The following is a 26,057-nucleotide window of genomic DNA, read 5'->3' as shown; positions in this document are numbered from 1 at the left end:
TAAAGGAGAGGATCAGCGTGGATACGATCCGTACAAATGAGCTGACATTATCTTATGGCGATAAAATAATTATAGACGAATTAGATTTAACCATACCAAAAGGCGAAATCTCAGTATTCATTGGTGGAAATGGCTGTGGAAAGTCTACACTATTACGATCCATTGCACGATTACTTAAGCCTCAGAATGGATCCGTATTATTGGATGGAAAGAACATTGCAAAAATGTCAACCAAAGCCGTCGCAAAAAAGATGGCGATTCTTCCGCAATCCCCATCTGCACCGGAGGGGCTTTCCGTCATACAACTTGTTAAACAAGGAAGATTCCCATATCAATCTTGGATTAGCCAGTGGTCTCATGAGGATGAGGAAATTGTTAACCGGGCACTAGAAGCAACGAGAATGGTAGAATTGAAGGATCGTCCCGTTGATGAACTCTCTGGTGGGCAGAGACAGCGTGCCTGGATTGCGATGACTTTAGCACAGGATACAGATATTATATTACTTGATGAACCAACAACCTACTTGGATATGACCCATCAGATTGAAATACTTGATCTATTGTTTGAGCTGAATGAAACAGAAGGCAGAACCATTGTGATGGTATTGCATGATCTGAACCTCGCTTGCCGCTATGCACATCATATTGTCGCAATCCGCGATCAAAAAGTATATATGCACGGAAAACCGGAGGAAGTAATTAATTGTAAACTGGTTCAGGATGTTTTTGACATGCATTGTCAAGTATTAACCGATCCATTATTTGGAACACCACTTTGTATCCCGCACGGCAAAGGTCGATGCATTCGAAGAGATGGTCCATTAAATGCTGTCCAATAAATTAAGCACGGAAGAAATACAGACCCTTACCAAATTTCGGCTTACACAAAAAGTGCATAAAGCTAGTAATCCTATTCGCTTGGAAAGGATGTTGCGGCGAGATGGTTTAGTAAATGTGCTTGCATTGATAAGCGAACAAATGGGAGCACCCAGTTATAAAGTTGCGGCATCCATGCTGAGTAAGCGAATGGCTTTTTACGCTGTGATACATCTTTACACCATGTCCGCATTTAATAAAAGACTCCTCGTTGACCGAGAAAATGTACTACTTACCGAGCAAGCTCCTTCAAATCTTTGGCTTCCTGATTTTTATTTAGGAAACATGAAGGTTGAAGAAGAACGCAATGATCGGCGTAAGTGGATAGATGAAATCATTTGGCATGTTTTCAAGGAAACCCTCACGCCAATTGTCGAAAGACTTTCTGAACAAGTGACATTGCCAAAAAGAGTGATGTGGGAAAATATACATCAATATGTTTCCTGGATTTTTCATAAAATGCGAAATTCATCATCCAGGGAGACAATTAAAAATCAATTAGATCGGGATTTTCACTATATTCTTCAAACAGCGGACGGTTATTTATTTGGAATCGATGGGGGAAATCCTTTTGCACGGCTCTATGGTCGGATGGATGTTAAAAAAATTGTCGAAACCAGGAAAACGTGCTGTCTTGCTTATTTGTTAAAGGATAATCCTCCTAACAGGTGCAAAACATGTCCCATCCCTGTAAATCGGACAAGAAACAAGAAGAGAAAAGAGGCTGGAACATAACTAGCCGAAAGGTCTTAAAAATGGCTCCAATCATCGTTTTTGATGATTGGAGCCATTTTTACCATAAATTTCACCAGTTGCTTCATTTGAAAGCTGCTGGCTTATATAACTTGATTCAAGGTATAATATTTAAAACAGAAGGATACCTCCGATAATTGTTATTGTGTAGTTACTTTCTTTTTGTTTACTAGTATTATCGATTTAAAGGCAATTTTTAAATCAATGAAACTTTCATTTATACATGTGAAAATTTAGCCCACTATTACGTTGACTGGAACGAAAGGTGGCTAACTTCTGCGGAAAAAGCACGTGTCTGAAGACCCCACGTGAAGTGGTTTTCTTCCGTGGAAACTGAAGCCGTGCTCGCGGAAAGCAGACACCTGTAGTGGAAGTCAACGGGACTACCATCCGTATCGATTAGTAAAAAATATAATAGAATTATCTCACCTAAAAAAGTCAGATAGGCCCGATGGGTTATCTGACTTTTTTACATTTACTGGGGTTTTATCCCAGTCTCTTTTTTTATGCCTATTTACTTTTAAGTGCATTATTTAATGATTTAAGGATTCCAAGGTGGATCCCCTCATGCCATGTTACAAATTGCAGGGCAGCTTCTACCGTATTAAGATTGAGTGTTCGAATAATGTGATCTTCAGATGCTTTATTTTGTTCTTTGCCCTTAAAATGCTTCAAAATGCGCTCTCTTTGTTCTTTGAAAGCTGAAATAATTTCCTGTTTGGATGGCCCTTCCTCTTTCCACTGAGATGGGTGTGTTCCGTCGATAAAAAGGTCGACCCATTCCGGTGGCTTGACTTCATATGTGTGATCGGCTTTATGCAAGTAATCCTCCGCTGTAATATACACATGTCCAGCATTCCAACGAATTGAGTTTGGATAACCATCCGGCTCGATATCCCACATGCTTTCATCTAATTTCGAAAGTAGAATTAAAGAAGCATCACGCGAATAGGCAAACATATTTAATGATTCCAATTATATAGCCCCCTTATTTTGATAAGCCATTCTAAATGAAGTTTTCAATTATTATACTATAATTTCAGCTGCTGTTCATTCTATCTGTTTATAAATCAAATTTATGATACCCGGGAAATAAAGTCCGGCCAAAAATGGTCATCAAAAGAAGAAATGATTCCCGAAAAATCCAACCTAAATCAATGGCGGTTATGAATGAAAAAGACTTCTTAAATAAAAAATTTCATTCAAAAGGGGAAAAACTGCGATAAATCAAGGGATAACTCAAAAATAATTCAGTTAATTCTCTAAGATTCCGTCTATTCTGTACTATTTGCTAGCTAATTATAGACTAGGCCAATTATTTATAGTTAATCGCATGAGATCCTATTTAATCATTGCAAATAAAGCTATAAGCGTTTTGACGCATGCAACATTTCCCTTTAAGCTTATAAATATGCTTTTAGAATTTTAGGAGGTGGGAGCATCTATTCCATTGGAACTAGTGAAATGACGCAAACAAAAACAAAATTTCATTTTCGTAAACCAAATAAGGAAGATGGAGCAGCTGTTTGGGAGCTAATAAAGGGTACAGGAGTTCTTGACCTTAATTCTTCTTACAGCTATGTCATGTGGTGTGAAATTTTTTCCGACACATCGATCGTGGCTGAAAGAGATGGGGAAATAGTTGGCTTTATTTCCGGGTTTATTCATCCGGATACGCCGAATACATTGTTTATCTGGCAAGTAGCTGTTAATCAGTCACAGAGAGGTCAAGGATTAGGAACGAAGATGTTGTTCCAATTGCTGCGACGTGATTATCAGGAAGCTGTCCATTATCTTGAAGCAACAGTGTCACCATCGAATACGCCATCAAATAATTTGTTTTGGGGGCTTTCGAGAAAACTAGACAGCAATTGTGTTATATCAGATTATATTTCTTCTGAGGATTTTCCAGAAGATGGTCATGAAGACGAATTACTGTTTAGAATTGGACCGATTCAAGAAGAGGCAGTAAAGCAGTAAAATAATAAAGAATAAAGGAGATATTCAATTGACAACGGCAGTATTAAATGATACGAAAATGAAAACTTTTGAAGAACTTGAGTCAGTAGTCAGAAGCTATAGCCGAGGATGGCCTACGGTATTTGAGAAATCCAAAGGCTATAAGCTATGGGATATAGATGGTAAAGAATATATAGACTTTTTTGCAGGAGCAGGTACGTTAAATTACGGACATAATGATGAAAAAATGCAGCAGAAGCTGATCGATTATATAAAACAAGACGGAATTATTCATAGCCTCGATATGGGAACCATTCCTAGAAAGAATTTTCTTGAAAGTTTTCAAGATATCATTCTGAAACCTAGAAATCTTGACTATAAGGTTATGTTCCCTGGACCAACAGGCACAAACGCCGTAGAGAGTGCATTAAAGATTGCTCGTAAAGTGACGGGAAGAGATACGGTAATCAGCTTTACAAATGCATTTCACGGGATGACAGTTGGCTCGCTATCCGTAACCGGCAATTCCATGAAGCGAGAAGGGGCTGGCATACCTTTACACAATTCAGTCTTTATGCCATTTGATGATTTTACAGAAGATCAAAATTCCATTGCCTACTTAGAAAGTTTCTTAGAAGGCCAAGGAAGTGGTGTAGCTCTTCCGGCAGCCATTATTTTAGAAACAGTTCAGGGTGAAGGCGGTATTAACGCTGCAAGTATGGAATGGATTAAAAAGATAGAAGCGATCTGTAAACGCTGGGAAATTCTATTGATCATCGATGACATCCAGGCAGGAAGCGGAAGAACAGGAACATTCTTCAGCTTCGAACCAGCTGATATTGATCCGGATATCGTTTGTCTCTCCAAATCAATTGGCGGCATTGGTCTTCCAATGGCGATCACGCTGATTAAACCAGCGTATGATAAATGGACGCCTGGTGAGCATAATGGTACTTTCCGCGGAAATAACTTAGCATTTATCGCAGCAGAAGAAGCGCTTTCTAACTGGAAAAATGATGATTTCAGTAAAGCGATTAATAAGAAAGCAACGATTTTAAAAGAATTTATTCAAGCAATGGTGAAAAATTACCCTGAATTAAAGGCGGAAGCTCGCGGCAGAGGGTTAATGCAAGGAATCGCAATGCATGTAGACGGACTTGCAAATGAAATTTGTTCTGCAGCATTTGAACGCGGTCTAATTGTAGAAACTTCTGGACCAAATGATGAAGTGGTTAAATTCTTGCCACCGCTCATTATTGATGAAGAAGGGCTTGAAAAAGGCATGAAAATGCTTGAAGAAAGTATTCAGCATGTACTTGCTTCAAAATAAAAATCACAAATGAAAAAGGGGATATAGAAATGATCGTAAAATCACTTGACGAAATTATCGGAACAGAAGATGAAACATCAGGTGAAACCTGGTCGAGTCGCAGATTTTTGTATAAAAAAGATAACGTCGGATTTAGTATGAATGATACTATCATTAAAGCTGGAACGGAGAGCTATTTTTGGTATAAAAATCATATTGAAGCCGTTTATTGTGTTGGGGGAGAAGGCGAGATTGAAGATATCGCAACTGGGGAAGTTCACCCGATTAAAGACGGTACCATTTATGTTCTAAATGATCATGATAAACATTACTTGCGAGCAAAAACAGAGATGCGTATGGTATGCGTATTCAATCCTCCTTTGGTTGGTAAAGAAACACATGATGAAGAAGGAGTTTATCCGCTCTTGACAGAATAAAATAAGAATAAAAAGGAATCGGGCAATGAAAGCTTGCCTGGTTCCTTTTTTCATTTCGGAGAACAAGTGATTGATGTGCTACGCCTTTTCTAGAAGAAGTGCTTCTATAATGTATGAAAGTAGCCTACGGAAAGTGCATCATTATGAATGAAAAACATTAGTAGCCGGAATCTTCGGAAGTAGCAATGTCCAACATTTTAAAATCATACGTTTGAAGCGGTTTTTCAGCAGGACCTTCCATTACTTCTCCAGTATAAGAAAATCGTGACCCGTGGCACGGACAATCCCATGTTTTTTCACCTTCATTCCATTCCACCTCACACCCCACGTGTGTACAGGTGGTATCCACGATATGAAGCTCTCCTTTATCATCCCGATAAGCGCCTTTCCTTTCGCCATTCATTCGAAAGACAGCACCCTCATCATTTGCTAAATTCTTTGGATTTGTATCCGTGATATCGAGTTTCCCTTTGATTAAATGGGTAGCTACATCCGCATTTTGCGTGAAGAAATTTTTAAGACTCGGATGAACATGAAATCTTGCTGGTGTAAATAATGCGTGGTAATGGTTCTCTTTATCTAAAACTTGATCACGCAGAAGAAGTGCAGCTGCTGTTCCGTTAGACATCCCCCATTTTCTATACCCGGTAGCGATGAGGATCTTCGGCTGGTGAGAAGTTATTTCACCGACATAAGGCACTTTATCAAGCGTTGTGAGGTCTTGGGCTGACCACCGGTAAGGAATCTCTTCCATTCCTAAAACATATTCCCCAAAGGACGCGAGCGCCTCGTAATGTTTCATGGTATTCCCGCCTTGACCGGTCTTATGACTTTCGCCAACAATAAGCACCATTTCCTCCCCGTTAATCGTAACGGATCTTAACGAACGTGTTGGTTGACCTGCGCTTATATACATTCCGCCTGGAAAGCTTTTCTTTGTTTTCGCAGCAACGATATACGATCGATTCGCATACATTCTGGTCGAATAAAATCCCATCCCTTCGTAAAAAGGGAAATGGGAACAGGCAAGAACATAACTTGCGGTAACCCGTTTATTTTCACGCGTTTGTACCACTGGCTTCTCTTTTTCCGATTCCACATTAACTGCTGTCGTCCCCTCAAAGATATGGCCGCCTTTGTCCGTAAAATGCTGAACAAGATGGGATAAATATTCTAATGGATGAAACTGCGCTTGATTTCGCATGATCAAAGCATTTCTGATGATGATATCTAAAGGAAGCTTATCCACGATTTCTCCGTCAATCCCAAGTTTTTCGTATGCTTTGGCCTCTTGTTTGATTTTACGCGCGTATTCCTCATTCTCTGCATAGAGATATGCATCTTGCCTGCGGAAATCGCAATTGATTTGATGCTGGTGTATCGTTTTTTCTATAAAATTTAATGCATCCCTATTTGCTTCATAATATAATCTTGCCTTATTTTTTCCAAGACTTTTTATCAGCTCATCATAAATTAAACCATGCTGAGCTGTGATCTTAGCCGTTGTATGTCCGGTTGTCCCACCTAATACTTTATCCGCCTCTAAAAGGGCAACTTTCATTCCTTCGTTTGCTAAAAGGTAAGCAGAAGTGATTCCGGTAATTCCGCCACCAACAATAACAACATCCACTTCAATGTCTTTGTCAAGCGGAGGAAAATCAGGAATGTTCATGTTCTCTCTCCAGTAAGATTCAGGATGTTTTGGTAACTGATATTTTGTCATAACTTATCCTCCAACAGAATTTGATGGTATTAGCTTTACCCGTCATCTCAAAAGGTATGCAGAAGGGTTCTTTACTTATAAAAAGAATGAAATGCTTTGATAATGGCAATAATCTTTGTGTACATCAGGAAAAGAAAAGGGTGATCAGCCATACATCACAAAAAATGTTTGCTTGGAATAGGCTTTTTATTTATCCTTCTCATCATCTTGCCAATTGAAAACGATCGGAAGTCGGCAAAAGATAGTAATAACAACAAGCATCAGTTAAAGCAACAAGTAGATCAGTTTATTCAGCAGGAAAAAGCATTACAAGGTGCACAAATTGGGATAAGTATTCGGTCGGCAGACACAGGCGAACTACAGTATGAACATCAAGGAGATACGCGTTTGAAGCCAGCCTCTAATCTGAAATTATTGACCGCTGCAGCAGCACTTTCTGTTTTAGGGGAAAAATACAGATTTTCTACGGAAATACATACAGATGGTCCCATGAAGAACGGGATGCTTGATGGCAATCTTTATATAAAAGGAAAGGGTGATCCAACATTAATCCCGTCCGATTTAGACAAAATAGCTAAAGACCTTAAAAAAAGAGGAATCCGTTCCGTTAAAGGAAATATAATCGGGGATGACACATGGTATGATGCTGTTCGCTTATCACAGGATGTAACGTGGAGGGATGAGCATTTCCATTACGGTTCTCAAATTTCCGCTCTGACTATCTCCCCGGATAAAGATTATGATACAGGGACAGTTCTTGTAAAAGTTACGCCAAATGAAAAGGGAGAAAAGCCATCTATACAGGTTGAACCGGAAACAGATTACATACAAATGATGAATCAGGCGCAAACGGTTTCTACTGATGAAAAAGAGAATTTGAAAATAGAACGCGAGCACGGGAAAAATAGCATCACTGTCGAAGGGGAAATCCCGGCAGGATCTAACGTAATGAAAGAATGGATAGCCGTCTGGGAGCCTACGAATTATGTGTTGGACTTACTTGGACAAGCATTGAAAGAACATCATATTACCTGGAGTGGGGAGACGAAGCCGGGAAAAACACCGAAAGAGGCAAAGGCTGTGCTTGCATATCCATCGATGCCGCTGGAAGAAATTCTGGTTCCTTTTATGAAATTAAGTAATAATGGACACGGAGAAATGTTTGTTAAAGAAATGGGCAAGGTGGTCCATGATGAAGGAAGCTGGAAAAAAGGGCTCGATGTATTGCGAAATGCGTCAGATGAAATTGGCATAAACACGGATACATCGGTCATTAGGGACGGGTCAGGAATTTCCCATGTGAACATGATTCCTGCTAATGAAATTTCGAAGCTGTTATATGAAGTACAGAAAAAAGATTGGTTTGATGCGTATGTTCATGCTCTTCCAGTGTCCGGAGAAAATGGACGAATGGAGAGCGGAACATTAAAAAAACGATTAAGTAAGCTGAATGTACGAGCAAAAACCGGAACACTTGGCACAGTAAGTTCTTTATCTGGTTATTTAGAAGGAAAAAGCGGGGAGACAGTTATCTTTTCGATCATTGTTAATAACTTACTGGATGAAGATGATGGTCCTGAAATAGAAGATAAAATTGTGCAGTTCATCCATGAGCATATGTAAAGTAGGTGAAGAGCTAGCTGATGCTCTTCACCTTTCATTTTCTTCATCATTTTCACTTGGATCGTATTCATCATAGACGAACTGGGTTACTTTAATCGATTCACCACTTTTAATTTCAGCTTCTGTGGCTTTTTCACCGTATGCATCCTCTTCGTCGATTCCAGGCGCCACGACATTATCCCCGATCACTTTCTTTTTCTTCTTTTCATCCACATACATCGCCTCCTATCTTTTTTAGTTTGTCTGATTGATCCCGAAAATATCATGTTATATCTTTAAGAAAATATTACCTGAAATAATTAAAGATGAATGACGCAAAATATGATATGTAAAGGAGGTAATTTCATGCACCAATTAAATAAATTCATGACTTCAAATGTTTATACAGTAAATGAAACACAGTCTGTACAAGACGCAGCGAATTTGATGAGTCAGTATAATATCGGATCTGTTCCAGTCGTAAATAACGCAGGCCAAATGGTAGGGATTATCACAGACCGTGATATTACACTGCGTACAACAGCCCAAGGTGAAGCTGCTCAAACGCCAATTTCCCAGGAAATGACTGCACAACAAGTTGTACAGGGTACACCTGAGATGGATGCGCATGAAGCAGCACAATTAATGGCTCAGCATCAAATACGCCGGTTACCGGTTGTTGAAAATGGACAAGTGATTGGAATGGTTGCTTTAGGTGATTTAGCTGTTGATAATCAATTGAATAATGAAGCAGAAGAAGCATTATCAAGTATATCCACACCTTCCGAACCGCAAAAATTGGTGTAAGATTTTACCTTTTTTAATCACAAGCATAGAAAAGACGGCGAATGCCTCTTTCTATGCTTTTTTTGGATCCATTCAAATGCTGTAGAAAATGCCTAAAAGGTAGTACCATACATATAAAAGTAAAATACGTGAATGAGGGATAAAGATGAAAAAAATCATCGTGATCGGCGGAGGTATTGGGGGACTTTGTACGACGCTCATGTTGCAAAAAAATGGCGATGATGTCCAATTATTTGAAGCGGCCGCTCAAATAAAGGCTGTTGGAGCAGGAATTGGAGTTGGCTCAAATGCGCTAGCAGCACTTTATGAAACCGGTGTTGGAGAGCAAATCGAACAAAGGGGAAACCCTTTGCATGAGATGATTTTTCAAAACGAGCAAGGTGTACAGCTAAATAAAATGGATTTTACCAAATTTGCACAAGAATTTGGTTTAAATAGTTTCACCATCCACCGGGCAGATTTGCATCACGTTTTATATCAGTCTATAAAGCCAAATACGATTCATTTAAATAAAAGATGTTTCGATTTTAAACAAACCAAAACTGGGGTTGAAGTATATTTTGACGATAGCACAAAAGTCGAAGGGGATATTATCATCGCTGCGGACGGGATCCACTCTGTTTTTCGAAATAAATTAACTCCGCATGCAAAAACGCGCTATGCAGGTTATACATGCTGGCGCGGGGTAGTAGAAACAGATGATCATCGATTTACGAAGCAAACATCGTATGAACTATGGGGAAGAGCAGGGAGAATAGGTATCGTCCCACTAAAGGGTAAACAAGTTTATTGGTTTGCTTGTGTTAATGGAAAACCAAACGATCCAAAGTATAAAAATAGAACACCAATGGACGTCGCGCAAATTTTTTCTTCTTTTCCAGAACATATCACACAGCTAATTCGCTTAACAAAGGAGGATGAATTGCTTCATCATGATATATACGATCTCAAACCACTGAACCAATTTGTTTATGGGCGGATTGTATTATTGGGCGATGCTGCGCATGCAACAACACCAAACATGGGACAAGGAGCAGGACAGGCTTTGGAGGATGCTATTGTATTTGTGAAGTCTCTTAATAAAGAGAAAGATCTTCATAAGGCTTTTAACCGTTACGAAAATAAACGTATAAAGCGGACAAAGAAAATAATAAAAATGTCCCGAAATATTGGCATCGGTACCCAGCTGGAAAATCCTTTTGCGATTGCGATCCGCAATAAGCTGTTTCCGTATGTCCCATCTGCAATTCTATTACAAAAATTCAAATATCTATTAAATATAGATTTATCTTGAAAATGTTACGGTTTTCATGTAAGTTATTTAAGGGTCGAAAATTATGTAAAAAAAGATAGAAAATTGATTTAATTTAAGGGAGTTTTTGATATGTCACCTGACCAAATAGGCTTTGCCTTACTTTATCTAGGAGTCTTTTTACTACTTGGTAAATGGCTTCGGGTAAGAGTAAAATGGCTGCAAAATCTATTTTTACCATCGTCTGTCATTGGTGGTTTTTTAGCATTGCTTTTAGGACCACAGGTGCTTGGTAAAATACTCGGATCGTTTGTTAGCGAAGATTCTTTTTGGACAAACGGCATCGTCAGTGAAAATGTGATAGAAACATGGAGCACATTGCCTGGTTTAATGATCAATGTTGTATTTGCGACATTATTTCTTGGATCAACCATTCCCCATGTATCAAAAGTATGGAATTTAGCCGGTCCTCAGATAGCCTTTGGCTGGACAATGGGGTGGGGGCAATACGTGGTAGGTGTTGCTATTGCACTCTTGATCTTATCACCAGTTTTTGGATTACCTCCAATGACAGGTGCGCTGATTGAAATAGCATTTGAAGGAGGACATGGAACTGCAGCTGGAATGGCAGGAACGTTTGAAAAAATGGGTTTCGCTGAAGGTTACGATCTGGCTGTTGGTTTAGCTACTGTTGGTCTTCTTTCTGGTGTCATTGTTGGAATCGTTTTAATCAACTGGGCTATCCGAAGAAATAAGACAAAAGTTGTCGATAATGTGGAAGGGTTTTCAGAACTTAAAAAGCAGGGAATTATCGAATTTGAAAATAGAGAACCCGCAGCTAAGATGACGGTTCGTCCAGAATCTATTGAACCATTATCTTTGCATTTTGCTTTAGTAGGTTTGGCTATACTAGTCGGTTACTTCATTTTACAATTATTAATTTTGATTGAAGATGTTACCTGGGGAGCTTTCACCGATTCAGCGTTTATGACATACATTCCGCTCTTTCCACTTGCGATGATTGGCGGTATCATTATTCAGCTTATCTTTAAAAAAATAGACAAAACGGAAATTATGGACCGAAAAATGGTAAATCGTATTCAAGGGTTTGCGCTTGATGTTCTAATCGTATCAGCAATGGGAACGATTTCACTTGATATCATAGGAGAATATATTGTCCCTTTCTTATTGCTTGCAGCGGCAGGTATTGCATGGAATGTATTTGGTATACTTATTCTAGCACCGCGCATCATTCCTTCTTACTGGTTTGAGCGTGCAATAGGAGATTTCGGACAATCCATGGGAGTTACGGCAACAGGGTTATTATTAATGCGTGTTGTTGACCCAGATAATAAATCCCCAGCACTTGAAAGTTTTGGATACAAGCAGCTTGTCTATGAGCCTTTATTAGGCGGTGGAATTGTTACAGCACTATCTGTGCCGTTGATCTTTAAATTTGGAGCACTTCCATTTTTCATTTTTTCCGTCGCTATGTGTTTGCTTGGCTTATTAGCGGGACTCTTGTACTTTGGAAAAAAAGGCAGAACAGGAAAAAGAGGATAGTTTCTTAACGAACAAAAGTCCGTATTTATCGTGTTTTAAACATGGTAAATCCGGACTTTTTGTATGGAGGAGGAGCAGGAAAGGAGCAACTCGCAAAACTTGTCGGATTATCCAGAAAGCTGGACGGTCCGATCATCATGCCCGGTTCAGGTTTGACATCTAATAATATTCAGGATATACACGAGGCGACTGGGGCTTGTGCGTATCATTTTGAGAAGTCAGTAAGGCTTGATCGTTCATTTGTAAATGGGTTTTCACAATGATAAGGGACGTTATTCGTATATTTAAATAGAAAAAATCCTGTTGTTACCTGTTTACTGCAAAAACTAGAATGTCGCATATCGCATATTAACCAAAAGAAACGAAACCCTCGATAATTTCTCTTCGAATCATCGAGGGTTTCGTTTCTTTAAACATTGGATTTAAGCTCAGGTGGACGCAAGAAACACCTAACGCATTTTTAGGCACCGGTTCTCCTTCTTTTAAACCCAAATTCAGCTCCCTCTAATGTTTATTCATTCTCTTTTTAAAAAAAGTTTTTGATTTTCGATTTTATAAACCTGCTCAGCTGTACGTTCAATAAATGTGCGATCATGGGATACGAGAAGTACCGTGCCTTGATAAGCCTTGAGGAATTTTTCCAATGCTTTCATACAATGCAGATCAAGAAAGTTTGTCGGTTCATCTAATACAAGTACATTGTATTTTCCCATAAAAAGCTGACATAAGATAAGGCGAATAGCTTCTCCACCGCTTAAATCACGTACATCTTTCTTAATATCATTGCCAGTAAAATTCATCGCATGAAGAGCTGCACGTATGCTGCCTTCATTACAATCAGTTCGTTCTTTCATATACGAAAGCACAGTTTCTGCTTGTTCGAAATGATAATCCATCTGTTTATATTTACCAAAAATAACTTTAGGTGAAAGCATAATGCCCTCTCCATTGTTGACAATGTGTTGCAGCAGTGTTGTTTTGCCGGAACCATTATTTCCTGTAATTGCAATGGTTTTGCCTAAAGCAAATTGAAAACTGATTTCTTTAAAAAGCGTTTTCCCACCAGCATCTAGTGTCAGTCGGTCTGCCATAATAGGAAACTTATTATGCATTTGGAGTGCTTTAGGTTGAGGAAAATAAAGATCTTTCTCTTCTTTTGGAGCTTCGACCTCCTCAAGCTGATTCACCCGTTGTTCAAGCGCTTTAGCTGCTCGTTGTATGGACTTTTGGCTGGTATCTTTTGATTTCGTCATAAACATTTTATTAGCTTTTGCTTTTGTTTCTTTTTTCGACATTTTATTATTTGCTTTTGTTACTTTTTCAGCCTTTTTCATTTTCTCATCTGCAGCTTTTAACAAGCGATGTTTATCTTTTACATATTTATCATATTGTTCCTGTTGCTGATTTTTTTCTAATGCTTTCTGTTCTTCATAATCAGAATAATTGCCTGGATACACTGTTATTTTCCCTTCATCAATTTCCCATATTTTTGTTACGAGTTGATCTAGCACATAACGATCATGACTTACGAGAACGAGTGCTCCGTAATAATATTTTAATTCTTCAATAAGAAAATCGATACCGGAGGCGTCTAGATGTGTTGTCGGTTCATCGATTAATAATCCTTCATGATAAGTGGAAAACAGCTGCGCTAATTTCATCTTTGTCTGCTCTCCGCCGCTTAGCTGGCTTATTTCTGTTTTAGGAATCGATAACTTTCCGAGTAATTCATAATCGACTTCACTCTCTACAGGTTTCGTTGTTTGTTCAAAGTATCCAAAATCGACAAGTCGGTTAACTTTTCCTTTACTTGGAATGACTTGGCCATTGATCACCTTCAATAAGGTACTTTTACCTTCTCCGTTTTTTCCAACTAATCCAATTCGATCAAACTGATGAATAGCTAAGTGGGGGATGTCAACTATCATTTGATCTAAAAACGTTACTTCGATATTTGAGAGTTCTACACTTAATAATTCCATCATTTATTCCCTCCTGTTTGGTCAAACAAAAAATCACAGGTTTCTGCCTGTGATCAGTGTAAACGGAAGGAAAACCTATCCTGATGAAAAATGTTTAAAATGGAATGGATATACCAAAGAAACCTGCATCCTAAAAAAATGGTAAATCCCATCTTTACCATGAAGACGAAGGAAAAATATCCATATAGATACAAAAAAGAAAGGCAGACGAGTCCACCTTTCTACATATGACATGATGATATATGCTACATGAAGATTATTAAAAAAGGACAGACTACTCCCGTTTACCCTGCATCCACAAGCAGAGCCTTTGAACGTATTTAATTACTGGTTCAAAGTTGGGAAGCGAAGTCTCATCGCGTGTGTCATTTTTTAATAATCCTCCTTCGATCTAAGTTTGGATATTTATTTTACAATTACATGCTGAAAAAGTCAATTTGAAAAATTGATGTTGTTCCTAGAATACCTCTTGTTTGACTGGGAACACTAATACTTGAAATTCTTTGGAAAGGAGCTTTTTGTATGGCTGAATCATTAACACAGACTGAACTGGAAAATTTGCGCCAAATCATTGGTGAACATGGGATGATCGCAAATAAATTAGAAACGTATGCACATTCAGCAATGTGCCCGGAACTAAAATCAATGTTGCAGCAGGATGCCCAATCTGCCAGGCAGGCTCAGCAACAACTATTAACTTATTTACAGTAAGGAGGAAAATGTATGATTACAGATAAAGATATTACGAACGATTATCTAAATGGATTAAATGCTAGTATGAAAGGTTATGCAGGCTACATCAGTGATGCAAATAATCAAGCACTTAGACAAACCTTAGTTAATTTAAGAAACGGGGATGAAGCGCGTCAGAAAAAAGTGTATGATTATGCATTGCAAAAGGGACATTATCAGCCACCCCAAGCTGCATCCCAACAAGAAATTCAACAAGTGAAATCTGAGTTAACATCTGACCAATAATAACAGGAAGAGTACTATAGCACGCTGAAGGTAGAGGCTATATGTACTCTTTTTGTTTAGCTTTTTTAGATTTTAGCTTATAAATCCTTGAAAAATAATTCCAGAAAGAATAAAATAAAAGGTACTAATTATGAACGGAGGTGGATAAGGATGTTCGATCAAGCTGTTTTTGTGCATGGATGTTGGACCGAGTTCCTATATTTTGTCCGTGCAAAATTTGCTGTTTTTGTTGCTGACGGGATACGTATGTCCTCATTTAGCAATTAAATAGCAAATCTAAAACAGCGAAAAACATCTCTTACGCCACATATATACAAGGTTGAAAGGGGGCTTTTCATGCTCTCTTTTTTTCATGCCTATTAGTCACGGGAGAAGTGTATTTTCCCGTGGCTTTTTTTAATTTTGCCGATCGAGGAGGTATACACATGATTACGTGTAGTGTGAATCAAGTGAAAAAGATGTATGGAGGCAACGCCATTTTTAAAAATATATCATTTGAAATGAAAGAGGGTGCTCGAGTAGGTTTAGTCGGCCGTAATGGAAGCGGGAAAACGACATTATTGCGGTTGTTAAATGGTGATATAACACCTGACGCTGGTCAAATCCACTGGAAAAAGGGGACAGAGGTTGGTTATCTCGCGCAAATTCCTAGCTTTCCACATTCTTTTACCACAAAAGATGTGTTAAAGACAGCTTTTACAGGGCTCTTACAATTGGAAGAGAAGATGAGAAATCTTGAGGAGACCATGAGTAAAGAAACAGAAGAAAAAACTTGCAAAAGTTAGTAGAAACATACGGCGTTCTTCAGGACCGTTTTACAGTAAGTGGCGGTTATGAAATCGATGCAATGATAGAAAAAATCACAACCGGTCTCCATATCAATGCTCTTTTGGACCAGTCATTTTCTGCTTTGAGTGGAGGGGAAAAAACAAAGGTTGGTTTAGCTCTGATTTTGCTGAAAAATCCTGATTTTTTATTGCTGGACGAACCGACCAATCAATTGGATTTGATAGCAGTCGAATGGCTGGAGGATTTTTTGCAGAGCTATAAAGGAACAATTATTGTCATTTCCCATGACCGGTACTTTTTGGATGAGGTTGTGAATAAGGTGCTGGATCTGGAAGATGGGGAAATACAGGGATATCTCACCAATTTTTCAGGTTTTGGTCAAGATATTTCAAGACCTTAATTGTTACGTATTCCAAAACATTCGGGCGAGTTTTATCTTATCTGAATCCTTTTTACTGAAACGAACCTTTTCGCTGGGATAAACATCTACTGTAGTAAAACTAAACTATAGGAGATGAAAACCTTGAGTCCAAAACTCAGAAAATTTGTAGATCAGCTCCCAATGATAGAAGCAGCTAAACCGTTTCAAAAGAATAAAAATGGGAGTTATTATGAAATGCGTATGAGGGAGTTCCGGGCAAAATTGCACAAAGATCTACGTCCGACCCGATTATGGGGATATAATAGCCAGTTTCCCGGACCTTTGATTGATGTGGAGCAAGGGGAAGCAATCCAAGTAAAATGGGCAAATGATCTACCGCCAAGACACATTCTCCCCGTAGATCGATCCATACATGATGTAGGAAGGCAACCGGAAGTACGAACCGTTACCCATTTACATGGCGGCGAAACGAAGTCCTCCAGTGATGGGTATCCTGAGGCATGGTATACCAATGGTTTTAAAGAAGTAGGACCGTTTTTTGAAAGAGAAGTTTATGAATACTCCAATAAGCAGCGGCCAATGACATTATGGTACCATGATCATGCGATGGGGTTAACAAGATTAAATGTATATGCAGGGCTCGCAGGCATGTATATTATTCGCGGGAAAGAAGAAAAGGCGTTACATTTGCCTGAAGGAAAATACGAGATTCCTTTAATGATTGTCGATCGATCATTTAATGGCGATGGGTCTCTTTCTTATCCAAGGCAGCCGGAGCAAGATCCGAATATGCCTGAATTACCTGATCCATCTATTCAGCCTTTTTTTAATGGAGATACAAATCTAGTGAATGGGAAGGTATGGCCGTATCTAGAGGTGGAACCAAGAAAATATCGTTTTCGCATCTTAAATGCTGCCAATTCAAGAGCCTATCAACTCTATCTTGATTCAGGAGAGTCTTTCTATCAAATTGGATCAGATGGCGGTCTGATGCAAAAAACAGAAAAAATGGGGACGTTAGCCATTGATCCGGCGGAACGCGTTGACGTGATCATTGATTTTTCCAAATTCGAAGGAGAAACCATTCATTTGAAAAATGACCTTGGCGAAAATGCAGATCCAGAGGATGAAACACATGATGTGATGCAGTTTCGGGTTACCCTGCCGCTATCAAGTGAGGACAAAAGTAGGATTCCTAGAAATCTATCTCCAATCCCATCTTTAAAAAATAATAACATTACGACAATCCGAAACTTAAAGCTTACAAGCACAACGGATCAATACGGGAGACCAATACTTCTGCTTGATAATAAAAGATGGGTGGATCCAGTATCCGAAAAACCGATGCTCGGATCGACAGAAATTTGGTCCTTTATGAATATTACTGATTTTCCCCATCCGATGCACATTCATTTAATTCAGTTTCAAGTATTAGATCGCCGTCCATTTGATTTAGATTGGTATAATGAAACCGGTCAAATCAAATTCACTGCACCAGCGGCTGCACCAGAACCTAATGAACGTGGATGGAAAGATACTGTGACTGCACCATCTGGTGAATTTACCCGTGTTATTGTAAAATTTGCTCCGCATACCGGCCGTTATGTATGGCATTGCCATATTCTAGAGCATGAAGAATATGACATGATGCGTCCGTTTGATGTCATTGATCCTGATGAAGAAAAGTAAGCAAACGATGCTCTTTGCATATTGCAAGGAGCATCATTTGTTTGTGTTTCATCTATTCTATTTACTTAACGATCATTACAGGGCAATTTACCCTTTTTGCGACTTTATGGCTTACACTTCCTAAAACCATTTCTTGTAAGGTATTTAGTCCCCTGCTTCCGATGATAACGATATCGAACGTTCCTTTATTAGCGTAATCAACAATCGTTGGACCAGGTACCCCGTGTAATATTTTGACTTCATATGACAAGTCTTTCGCCTGTAACTTTTTTTCCACAGGGGAAATTCTTTTCCTGCGGGAGATTTCTAATTCTTCTTTTCCTTGAGAATGAAGAACCTCATCCTTCGCTTTAGAAAATTCAGCTACCAGTACGACTTCAATGACACAATTTGTAGATAGGGAAGCGATTTTGATTGCTTCTTGGGCTGCTCGAAGCGAATGTTCAGACCCGTCCACTGCTAAGAGTATTCTTTGATACAATTCCAACACTCCTTACATAAATTAGTAATGAATTATATGTGATGCATAGCAAGCTTATCAATCATCTTTTTACTTGAGGCATTTAATCCTTGTATGGTTACTGTATTATTTCTTTCGCGGAATTTTAATATCACTTTGTCCACGGCTCCAACCGCTGATTCATCCCAAACATGCGCATTAGAAAAATCAATGATAATGTTTTCGTCTTTCCTATCAAGATCAAATGCGTTTACGAAACTTTCCACAGACGCAAAAAATAATTGTCCTTTCACTTGAAATAGGATATTGTCCCCTTTTAACTGTTTCGTCACTTGTATCTTTGAAATTTTAGCAACAAAAAAGATTGCACTTAAGATGACCCCTGCAATAACACCCTTGGATAAATCATTTGTCATGACGACAATGATTACGGTTGCTAGCATCACGGTTGCATCACTTTTTGGTGCTTTTACGATATAGGAGAATGATGACCAGTCAAACGTGCCAATGGATACCATAATCATAATCCCTGCAAGGACGGGCATCGGAATTTGTACAACTAAATTACCTAATACGATAATTAAAAACATTAAGAATAAACCTGCAACAAGTGTCGAAAGTCTGCCACGGCCACCTGATTTTACATTAATGACAGATTGGCCTATCATTGCACACCCCGCCATTCCACCGAAAAAGCCTGTGATCGTGTTGGCGATTCCTTGTCCTCTTGCTTCTTTGTTCTTATTACTCTCTGTTCCTGTCATATCATCTACAATGGATGAAGTCAGTAAAGATTCGAGTAAACCAACAATAGCTAATGATAGAGAATACGGGAAGATAATTGCAAGTGTTTCTAAAGTAAATGGGACATCAGGTATTAAAAATACAGGGAGTGAACTTGAAATTGATCCTAAATCGCCAACGGTTCGCAAATCTATGTTAGTATAAAGTGCAACACTCGTTAATAGAATAATAGCTATTAAAGGTGCAGGGATTGATTTAATAAATCTCGGTACAACATAGACAATCACAAGTGTAACAGCGACAAACACATACGTCATATTGGATATTCCAAGAAAATGTGGTACTTGAGCCATAAATATTAAAATAGCTAAAGCATTAACAAAGCCAATCATCACCGCATTTGGGATAAACTTCATGAATTTAGCAATTTTAAAAACACCAAAAAGAATTTGAATGACTCCTGTTAATATCGTTGCCGCCAATAAATAATTGAGGCCATACTCTTTCACCAGAGGAACCATTAATAAAGCCATTGCACCAGTTGCTGCTGAAATCATGCCCGGCCTTCCACCCGTAAAGGAAATAATGACAGCAATACAAAAGGATGCATATAATCCGACCATTGGATCAACGCCAGCAATAATGGAGAAAGCAATTGCTTCTGGTATTAAAGCCAATGCGACGACAATTCCGGCCAGAATATCTCCTCTAATATTGGAAAACCAATCTCTTTTTATTTTTTCAATCAATCTAATCCTACTCCTCTTTATTTATATTCAGACTTTTAAAGTGGCATAAAAGTCGGTGCTGAAAGGGAATAGCAACAGTTTAACATTATTTTTCCCAAAATGGAACCATTATGGGAAAAATAATGTTAAACTCTATGTTATTATTAAAGTGATCAATTCAGTGAGGAGAATATCGATGCGAATAGGATATATGAGACCTGATCAAGATGACCCAGACTGTGAAGTACAGGTGAAAAAATTAACAGAACAAAACTGCGCTCAAATTATCTCTGAAGCGCATGCTTCAGCTAAAAAAAGAATCCAACTTGAGAATATGATGAAACATCTTCAGCAAGGGGATGAAATTGTTGTCCATAAATTATATACACTAGCAGATTCAACACGCCATTTGATGGAGTTATTAGATATAATGGAAGTTAAAGAAGTATATTTTCAATCATTAAAGGAAGGAATAGATACGAGCAATAAAAATGGTTACTCTTTTCGTTATGTTGTAACGTGTCTTGCAGGATTCCAAAGTGATGTGATCAGTGAAAAAACAAAAAAGGGATTGAATAAAGCAAAACAGAAAGGTATTTCAACAGGACGACCAAGAAAGCCTGATGAAAATGTCCAGCGTGCTATCGTTATGTATGAGAGTAAAAAATACAGCTTGGCCGATATTAAAAATAAGACAGGCATTAGTAAATCAACATTATATCGTTATTTGGAAAATTAAGCAATTTCGAATGAAAAAATTATGTTTTGATTAATAGGAGAACCGAATTTAAACCTTGGGGTTGGGGCAAAACCCTAGTAAATGTAAAAAAGTCAGATATTTCATCTTTCGATGGAGTTCCTGACTTTTTGGTAACTTCGTTGCCTTTCACTACAGATGGCTGCTTTCCGCGGGCACGAGCCAGGATGCTTTCATTATTTGAAAAATTAGTATAAGCGTATTCTTACATTTATTTGATGAGCCTGTGATACATTGTAAGAGAATGTATGATAGTAAAAGGAGAATCAATATGTCAAAAGAACATTGGGATAATAGCTTTTCAGATAAAGATTTTGTTTATGGGGAGACGGAAAACGAATTTATAAACCATAAAAGCAATATCATTCGCCAGCATTCCAAAATTGGCTGCTTTGCGGAAGGTGAGGGAAGAAATGCAGTTTACTTAGCAACGCTAGGTCATGACGTAACAGCCTATGATCAATCTGCTGTCGGTTTAGAGAAAACGAATAAATTAGCAAGTCAGCATAATGTCAACGTAAAAACCGCAGAGATCGATTTAACAAAAGAAAAAGTAGAGTCAAATCAATTTGATGCTGCCATTATGGTTTTTGGTCATGTTCCAAAAGCTGATCAGCAATTTTTAATGGAAAGCATGATAGATTCAGTAAAACCTGGCGGCCATGTTATCTTTGAAGTATATTCAAAAGATCAGCTCGCCTATCAAACAGGTGGCCCTAAGTCGATTGATATGCTATACGATCCAACAGACATTCTAAATTGGATTAACGACTATAAATGTATTCATTTTTATTACGGTGAAGCGGAGCGCCATGAAGGAAAAAGACATATAGGCCTTGGACATGTTATTCAAGTCGTAATCAAAAAATAAATTTAACTCAAAAAGAAGAGATTACTACCCTAAATTTAGTCATCTCTTTTTTTGGTTTTATTTCTTAGAAAATTTGAAATTTAAGTCGAGTTTTATATACAATGGGTATAAAGATTTAGGAAAAAAGTTCCTTTTTTAAGGAGAGATTATCACATGGCCAATAAGAAGCTACTCATCATTAATCTGGTCCTGTTTATTGCTTTTATTATTGTTGTAAGTACTGGACTCAGAAACATAGAAACGCCAAAAACCCAATTAGCAGATAAAAGACAAGAGGAAAAACCAACCTTTTTTTCTTTCCTGATCCAAGACTATTATGACTTAAAGAATGAAATGTCTGTTGGTGGAAAGCTGGAGGAAATAGACATAAACTCCCAGTCCCAAGTAGCAAAGAAGGATACAGAGGTATTAGAAGATACATTAGAAAATGAAGAAACGGAAGAAATTCAAGAGGAGCCAACTTTAGAAGAGGAAAATGTTGTTGTAAAGGAAAAAGAAGTTGAAAATGTACAAGAAGTAGATGCAGTACAAGAACCAGCAGCAACCGATCCAAATTCTTCATCTGTATCGAACGATTCTGGCCATACAACTTCCAGTTATGACGAACCAGGGAACCCAGCAACTAACTCACATTCTTCAAGTTCTCCTTCAAACCCATCACCAACAAAGTCAGGCCCAGGTACAGAACCCAATTCTTCGGCTGATTCGAATAATAAAATAGAATCTGATAATGTAGAAAATGATGAGGGTATGGGGGAAGAGGATAAAAACCAGAATAATGAAGAAGAATCTAATAAAGAATCAGATGAAGAAAACAAAGAAGCTAGTTCTGGTAACGAACAGACCAACCATAACCCTAATAATGAAAAACAAGAACAAGAGGATGAGCAATCATAAGGAGGATTTTCTAATGGGACAGTTAACAGGAAAGAATGCGATTATAACAGGAGCAAGCAGCGGGATAGGTGCTACTATTGCTAAGCATCTCGCACATGAAGGGGCAAATGTCGTACTGGCAGCGAGAAGAAAAGAAAAACTGGGGACAATAGCAGAAGAGATTAATACAGCAGGGGAAGGACAAGCATTGGCTGTTCCTACGAATGTAGCAAATCGAAGCGAAGTAGAGGCAATGGTGAAAAAAGCTGCTGAAACCTTTGGTGATATCGATATTTATGTTAATAATGCAGGGTTAATGCTAGATGCGAGAGTTCGGGAAGGGAAAGTAGAAGAGTGGGAACAAATGATTGATGTGAACATCAAAGGCGCACTTTATGGTATAAATGCTGTAACTCCAACAATGATCGAGCGCTCAACCGGCCATATTATTAACATTGCCTCTGTCTCTGGACAGGAAGTAACAAAGATCAGCTCTGTTTACAGTGCAACCAAGTTTGCGGTGCGTGCGCTATCCATGGGAATGGAAAAAGAATTGGCACGCACTGGGGTTAGGGTTACCAATATATCTCCAGGAATGGTAGACACAGATCTTGCTCGGTCACGCGGGCGCAGCAATAGTGATCGTAGGCCACTTGATACAGACGATATTGCCCGGGCAATTGTTTACGCCGTTACACAGCCCGACTATGTAAATGTGAATGAAATAACCGTAAGACCGGTATAAACCATAAAAAGGAGGTCTGTCTCCAACGGTGAGTCAGGCCTCTATATCATCAATCGATGCATAATTTTTGACAAAGTCAAGATGAATTGCTTCCCATAAATAAAAGGAGGCGATGGAATAATGAGGCTTCCATAGCTTGGCTTTTTCCTTTAAAATATTGCGTCGCTCGGATTTTTCAGTCTCGTATAGCCATCTAGCAGCTCGTTGAATACCGATATCGTCGATTGCCAGAATATCCATTCTGCCTAAAGATAGAATGAGGAACATTTCAGCCGTCCATTTTCCAATCCCTTTGATACTTGTCAATTGCTTTATAATTGTTTGATTATCAAATGATGCTAATGCTTGTAAGTCTATCTCTGCATGGTAAACCTTATTTGCTAGATCTTTGATATATTCTATTTTCCTGAAGGTTAATCCAGCCTCGCGCAATTTTGCTTCGGATAAATGATAGATGGACGAGACCGTGATTTCATGATCTAACATCGCATCAAGCCGGCCATAAATCGCGCTTGCAGCTGCTACAGAAATTTGCTGTCCAATAATGGAGCGTACTAATGATTTAAAATAATCACTTCGCAATGTGATCTCTATGCTCCCCACAGCATTTACTAATTTGCGCATGATGGGGTCATTCGCACATAATGTTTTCACTGCTTCGTCTTCTTTATGAATGATTCGTTTATCCATAATCCACCTCATATAAATGCTAACTAAATCATATAATAGATTTCACAGATTTATCAAGATATGTTATAAATAAATATGACAAATAGAAATAGGTTTATTAGCCTAAATAGAAAAAATTTGGTATTATTGATATGTTATTTAAAGGTATTTATCGTATGATACTATTTTTTGCAATGGGCTTAATTTGTGTGTAGAAAACGATTTTCTCAACACATCATTTTATTTATTATTTAGAACAAGGAAGGTGGATGTTCATGACTATGAATAAACCAAAAATTGTTGTCCTTGGAGCAGGTTATGCAGGATTGATGACAACAAAAAAATTAACACAAAATTTACTGCCAGAAGAAGCGGAAATTGTACTTGTAAATAAACACAATTACCACTATGAAACGACATGGCTTCATGAAGTGGCAGCCGGAACGATTAACCCAAACCAAGCACGTTATATGCTCAGTGATGTTGTTAATCCTAATCGCGTTCGCCTGATTTATGATACGGTTGTTGAAGTGAAAAAGGACGACCAAACCGTTGTACTTGAAAACAGTGATATTACATATGATTACCTAGTTATTGCCCTAGGATTTGAAACAAATACATTTGGAATTAAAGGTATGGCAGAAAACGCTTTCTCTATTGTAGATATTGATTCAAGCCGCCTTATTCGTGATCATATCGAATATCAATTTGCTAAATATAACAACGAAGAAGAAAAAGACGAAGATAGTCTTACGATTCTTGTTGGAGGAGCAGGTTTTACTGGTATTGAATTTGTTGGTGAACTTGCTGAAAAGGTTCCAGAGCTTTGCAAAAAATACGACATTGACCGCAGTAAAGTAAGAATCATCAATGTGGAAGCTATGCCATCTATCTTACCGATGTTTGATAAAGATCTTGTAGAATATGCGAAAAAATCACTCGAAGATCGCGGTGTAGAATTCCGCTTGGGAGCAAAAATCCAAGAATGTAAAGAAGATTGCTTTGTAGTTGGGGAAGACAAGGAAGAGATTAAAGCAGGTACAATTGTATGGACCGGTGGTGTAACAGGAAGCTCAGTTCTTAGCAAATCCGGATTTGAAATTACAAAAGGTAAAGTAACTGTAAATGGTGACCTGCGTGCACCTGGAGAAGAAAACATTTTTGTACTAGGCGACTGTGCATGGGTAATGAATGAGAAGGAAGGCCGTCCATTCCCTCCGACAGCACAAGCAGCAATGCAACATGCATCAGTTTGTGCAAATAATATTAAAGCATTAATGCACAATCAGCCACTTGAAAACTTTGTATTTGATGATAAAGGAACAGTCGCTTCCCTTGGTGTAACAGATGGAATCGGAACCGTTTTCTCTGGAACAAAACTAAGAGGAAAGCCAGCTGCAACAATGAAAAAAGTAGTTGATAACCGTTCTTTACTTTTAATGGGCGGTACAAGAACGCTACTTAAAAAAGGAAAATATCGTCCTTTCTAATTTTCCATTAAAATATGTTAAATCAATGAAGCTCCAAATAGAAGGGGGAAATTTTGAATGAAGAATGGGATTTTATATAGTCTTTTAATTGCGATTGCAGCGGTTGTAGGTTATGCAGTTGCAGGTCGCTGCATGGAAGAAACAAGAGATTTTCGTTAATGATGCGTTCATAAAAGCCGTTTTGCCAGGAATAATATAGGGCAAGGCGGCTTTTTTTATAGTGAAATGTTCTAAGTCACAGACATTATATAATAAATATATTATAATAGAAATTGGATATAATAGGAATAGGAGGGGTTCTCATGATGAGTCTTGGACTAATTATCGTTATTATCCTTTTATTTATGATTGCTACAGTATGGACACTTTATATTTTTAAACAAGAAGAGAATAAATTAAAGAAATATGAAAAAGAAGGGGATACGATCGAAAATGAAATGAAGCGGTCCCTTGATTATGAAAAAAGCTCATTAAAATCGAACGTGCCTCTGCAAATATGGATTTACTCCATTACGATTGTGCTGTCCCTCGCTGCTTTTGGAATTTATCTTTACTTTTATTAAAAATCCGGGAGAATTCCTGGTTTTTTTATTTTACATGATTTTCGCATTATACC

General features: G+C 38.2%; 29 protein-coding genes and 1 pseudogene. 21 read left to right on the top strand and 9 right to left on the bottom strand.

Annotation, left to right across the window (positions count from 1 at the left end):
• Positions 1–17: 17 nt before the first annotated feature.
• Positions 18–839 carry an ABC transporter ATP-binding protein gene (locus tag GZ63_RS0108040; RefSeq protein WP_029268402.1) on the top strand — a complete coding sequence of 274 codons (822 nt, stop codon included), beginning with the start codon at positions 18–20 and terminating at the stop codon, positions 837–839.
• Complete coding sequence (locus GZ63_RS0108035) at positions 826–1,611, top strand: IucA/IucC family C-terminal-domain containing protein (RefSeq protein ID WP_029268400.1); 786 nt, start codon at positions 826–828, stop codon at positions 1,609–1,611. Before GZ63_RS0108040 ends, GZ63_RS0108035 begins: the two co-directional genes overlap by 14 nt.
• A gap of 528 nt (positions 1,612–2,139) precedes the next feature.
• Here the strand turns inward: GZ63_RS0108035 and GZ63_RS0108030 are convergent.
• Positions 2,140–2,604, bottom strand: coding sequence for a DinB family protein (locus GZ63_RS0108030; RefSeq protein WP_029268398.1), 465 nt, complete (start codon positions 2,602–2,604; stop codon positions 2,140–2,142).
• A gap of 489 nt (positions 2,605–3,093) precedes the next feature.
• Between GZ63_RS0108030 and ectA the strand changes: the two genes are divergently transcribed.
• The 3 genes from ectA to GZ63_RS0108015 are packed head-to-tail and all read left to right on the top strand — an operon-like array spanning position 3,094 to position 5,334.
• The gene (gene ectA, locus GZ63_RS0108025; RefSeq protein WP_029268397.1) at positions 3,094–3,609 is read left to right on the top strand and encodes a diaminobutyrate acetyltransferase; all 516 of its coding nucleotides are present in this window, start codon (positions 3,094–3,096) and stop codon (positions 3,607–3,609) included.
• 58 nt (positions 3,610–3,667) lie between these two features.
• The gene (gene ectB, locus GZ63_RS0108020) at positions 3,668–4,918 is read left to right on the top strand and encodes a diaminobutyrate--2-oxoglutarate transaminase (RefSeq protein WP_029268395.1); all 1,251 of its coding nucleotides are present in this window, start codon (positions 3,668–3,670) and stop codon (positions 4,916–4,918) included.
• Positions 4,919–4,947: 29 nt separating this feature from the next.
• The gene (locus tag GZ63_RS0108015) at positions 4,948–5,334 is read left to right on the top strand and encodes an ectoine synthase (RefSeq protein WP_029268393.1); all 387 of its coding nucleotides are present in this window, start codon (positions 4,948–4,950) and stop codon (positions 5,332–5,334) included.
• Between the two features lie 157 nt (positions 5,335–5,491).
• Here the strand turns inward: GZ63_RS0108015 and GZ63_RS0108010 are convergent, their stop codons facing one another.
• Positions 5,492–7,057, bottom strand: coding sequence for an FAD-dependent oxidoreductase (locus GZ63_RS0108010; protein ID WP_029268391.1), 1,566 nt, complete (start codon positions 7,055–7,057; stop codon positions 5,492–5,494).
• Positions 7,058–7,225: 168 nt separating this feature from the next.
• On the opposite strand from GZ63_RS0108010, the gene dacB reads away from it, so the two are divergent.
• The gene (dacB, locus tag GZ63_RS0108005; RefSeq protein ID WP_029268390.1) at positions 7,226–8,680 is read left to right on the top strand and encodes a D-alanyl-D-alanine carboxypeptidase/D-alanyl-D-alanine endopeptidase; all 1,455 of its coding nucleotides are present in this window, start codon (positions 7,226–7,228) and stop codon (positions 8,678–8,680) included.
• A gap of 27 nt (positions 8,681–8,707) precedes the next feature.
• Here dacB and GZ63_RS0108000 read toward each other — a convergent pair whose 3' ends face one another.
• Positions 8,708–8,893, bottom strand: a complete 186-nt coding sequence (locus GZ63_RS0108000) for a hypothetical protein (RefSeq protein WP_029268389.1) — start codon at positions 8,891–8,893, stop codon at positions 8,708–8,710.
• Positions 8,894–9,025: 132 nt separating this feature from the next.
• Here GZ63_RS0108000 and GZ63_RS0107995 point away from each other — a divergent pair, with 132 nt between their 5' ends.
• From GZ63_RS0107995 to GZ63_RS0107980, 4 genes are all read left to right on the top strand, one after another.
• Entirely contained in the window at positions 9,026–9,466 is a 441-nt protein-coding gene (locus tag GZ63_RS0107995) for a CBS domain-containing protein (protein ID WP_156947702.1), read from the top strand.
• A 145-nt stretch (positions 9,467–9,611) separates the two neighbouring features.
• Positions 9,612–10,760, top strand: coding sequence for an FAD-dependent monooxygenase (locus GZ63_RS0107990; RefSeq protein ID WP_029268387.1), 1,149 nt, complete (start codon positions 9,612–9,614; stop codon positions 10,758–10,760).
• 90 nt (positions 10,761–10,850) lie between these two features.
• Positions 10,851–12,281, top strand: coding sequence for a sodium/glutamate symporter (locus GZ63_RS0107985; RefSeq protein ID WP_029268385.1), 1,431 nt, complete (start codon positions 10,851–10,853; stop codon positions 12,279–12,281).
• Between the two features lie 41 nt (positions 12,282–12,322).
• Entirely contained in the window at positions 12,323–12,544 is a 222-nt protein-coding gene (locus tag GZ63_RS0107980; RefSeq protein WP_029268384.1) for a copper homeostasis protein CutC, read from the top strand.
• 85 nt (positions 12,545–12,629) lie between these two features.
• Here the strand turns inward: GZ63_RS0107980 and GZ63_RS18105 are convergent, their stop codons facing one another.
• The 3 genes from GZ63_RS18105 to GZ63_RS18815 form a co-directional block, all read right to left on the bottom strand.
• Entirely contained in the window at positions 12,630–12,773 is a 144-nt protein-coding gene (locus GZ63_RS18105; protein WP_198020921.1) for a hypothetical protein, read from the bottom strand.
• Positions 12,774–12,796: 23 nt separating this feature from the next.
• Positions 12,797–14,263: an Msr family ABC-F type ribosomal protection protein gene (locus GZ63_RS0107970; protein ID WP_029268383.1), complete on the bottom strand. Its 1,467-nt coding sequence runs from the start codon at positions 14,261–14,263 to the stop codon at positions 12,797–12,799.
• A gap of 324 nt (positions 14,264–14,587) precedes the next feature.
• Positions 14,588–14,632, bottom strand: a complete 45-nt coding sequence (locus GZ63_RS18815) for an erythromycin resistance leader peptide (RefSeq protein WP_142301762.1) — start codon at positions 14,630–14,632, stop codon at positions 14,588–14,590.
• 153 nt (positions 14,633–14,785) lie between these two features.
• On the opposite strand from GZ63_RS18815, the gene GZ63_RS0107965 reads away from it, so the two are divergent.
• The 5 genes and pseudogenes from GZ63_RS0107965 (at position 14,786) to GZ63_RS0107945 (ending at position 18,101) form a co-directional block, all read left to right on the top strand.
• Entirely contained in the window at positions 14,786–14,974 is a 189-nt protein-coding gene (locus GZ63_RS0107965; RefSeq protein ID WP_029268382.1) for a hypothetical protein, read from the top strand.
• Positions 14,975–14,989: 15 nt separating this feature from the next.
• Positions 14,990–15,241 (top strand): spore coat protein, encoded by a 252-nt coding sequence (locus GZ63_RS0107960; RefSeq protein ID WP_029268381.1) that lies wholly within the window; start codon positions 14,990–14,992, stop codon positions 15,239–15,241.
• Between the two features lie 150 nt (positions 15,242–15,391).
• Positions 15,392–15,508 carry an RAxF-45 family protein gene (locus GZ63_RS18680; protein WP_318842365.1) on the top strand — a complete coding sequence of 39 codons (117 nt, stop codon included), beginning with the start codon at positions 15,392–15,394 and terminating at the stop codon, positions 15,506–15,508.
• Between the two features lie 158 nt (positions 15,509–15,666).
• A pseudogene (locus tag GZ63_RS17380) lies at positions 15,667–16,415 on the top strand (ATP-binding cassette domain-containing protein); the annotation flags it as partial.
• A gap of 138 nt (positions 16,416–16,553) precedes the next feature.
• Positions 16,554–18,101, top strand: coding sequence for a multicopper oxidase family protein (locus GZ63_RS0107945; RefSeq protein ID WP_029268380.1), 1,548 nt, complete (start codon positions 16,554–16,556; stop codon positions 18,099–18,101).
• A gap of 61 nt (positions 18,102–18,162) precedes the next feature.
• Here GZ63_RS0107945 and GZ63_RS0107940 read toward each other — a convergent pair whose 3' ends face one another.
• Entirely contained in the window at positions 18,163–18,582 is a 420-nt protein-coding gene (locus tag GZ63_RS0107940; RefSeq protein WP_029268379.1) for a universal stress protein, read from the bottom strand.
• A gap of 32 nt (positions 18,583–18,614) precedes the next feature.
• On the bottom strand, positions 18,615–20,054 hold the full coding sequence (locus GZ63_RS0107935; protein WP_084179111.1) for a SulP family inorganic anion transporter: 1,440 nt from the start codon (positions 20,052–20,054) through the stop codon (positions 18,615–18,617).
• A 175-nt stretch (positions 20,055–20,229) separates the two neighbouring features.
• On the opposite strand from GZ63_RS0107935, the gene GZ63_RS0107930 reads away from it, so the two are divergent.
• The 4 genes from GZ63_RS0107930 to GZ63_RS0107915 all read left to right on the top strand — a co-directional run bounded on the left by GZ63_RS0107930 (position 20,230) and on the right by GZ63_RS0107915 (position 23,282).
• Positions 20,230–20,772 carry a recombinase family protein gene (locus tag GZ63_RS0107930; RefSeq protein WP_029268377.1) on the top strand — a complete coding sequence of 181 codons (543 nt, stop codon included), beginning with the start codon at positions 20,230–20,232 and terminating at the stop codon, positions 20,770–20,772.
• A gap of 289 nt (positions 20,773–21,061) precedes the next feature.
• On the top strand, positions 21,062–21,661 hold the full coding sequence (locus tag GZ63_RS0107925) for a class I SAM-dependent methyltransferase (RefSeq protein ID WP_029268376.1): 600 nt from the start codon (positions 21,062–21,064) through the stop codon (positions 21,659–21,661).
• Between the two features lie 153 nt (positions 21,662–21,814).
• Positions 21,815–22,558 (top strand): hypothetical protein, encoded by a 744-nt coding sequence (locus tag GZ63_RS0107920; protein WP_029268375.1) that lies wholly within the window; start codon positions 21,815–21,817, stop codon positions 22,556–22,558.
• Between the two features lie 13 nt (positions 22,559–22,571).
• Complete coding sequence (locus GZ63_RS0107915; protein ID WP_029268374.1) at positions 22,572–23,282, top strand: SDR family oxidoreductase; 711 nt, start codon at positions 22,572–22,574, stop codon at positions 23,280–23,282.
• Positions 23,283–23,315: 33 nt separating this feature from the next.
• Here the strand turns inward: GZ63_RS0107915 and GZ63_RS0107910 are convergent, their stop codons facing one another.
• Positions 23,316–23,972, bottom strand: coding sequence for a DNA-3-methyladenine glycosylase family protein (locus GZ63_RS0107910; protein WP_029268373.1), 657 nt, complete (start codon positions 23,970–23,972; stop codon positions 23,316–23,318).
• Between the two features lie 260 nt (positions 23,973–24,232).
• Between GZ63_RS0107910 and GZ63_RS0107905 the strand changes: the two genes are divergently transcribed.
• Positions 24,233–25,441 carry an NAD(P)/FAD-dependent oxidoreductase gene (locus GZ63_RS0107905; protein WP_029268372.1) on the top strand — a complete coding sequence of 403 codons (1,209 nt, stop codon included), beginning with the start codon at positions 24,233–24,235 and terminating at the stop codon, positions 25,439–25,441.
• Positions 25,442–25,743: 302 nt separating this feature from the next.
• On the top strand, positions 25,744–26,004 hold the full coding sequence (locus GZ63_RS0107895; protein WP_226374337.1) for a hypothetical protein: 261 nt from the start codon (positions 25,744–25,746) through the stop codon (positions 26,002–26,004).
• Positions 26,005–26,057 lie beyond the last annotated feature (53 nt).

The sequence above is a fragment of the Virgibacillus alimentarius genome (assembly GCF_000709085.1).
Classification (GTDB): domain Bacteria; phylum Bacillota; class Bacilli; order Bacillales; family Amphibacillaceae; genus Virgibacillus_B; species Virgibacillus_B alimentarius.
This window is presented reverse-complemented; position numbering and strand designations above follow the sequence as displayed.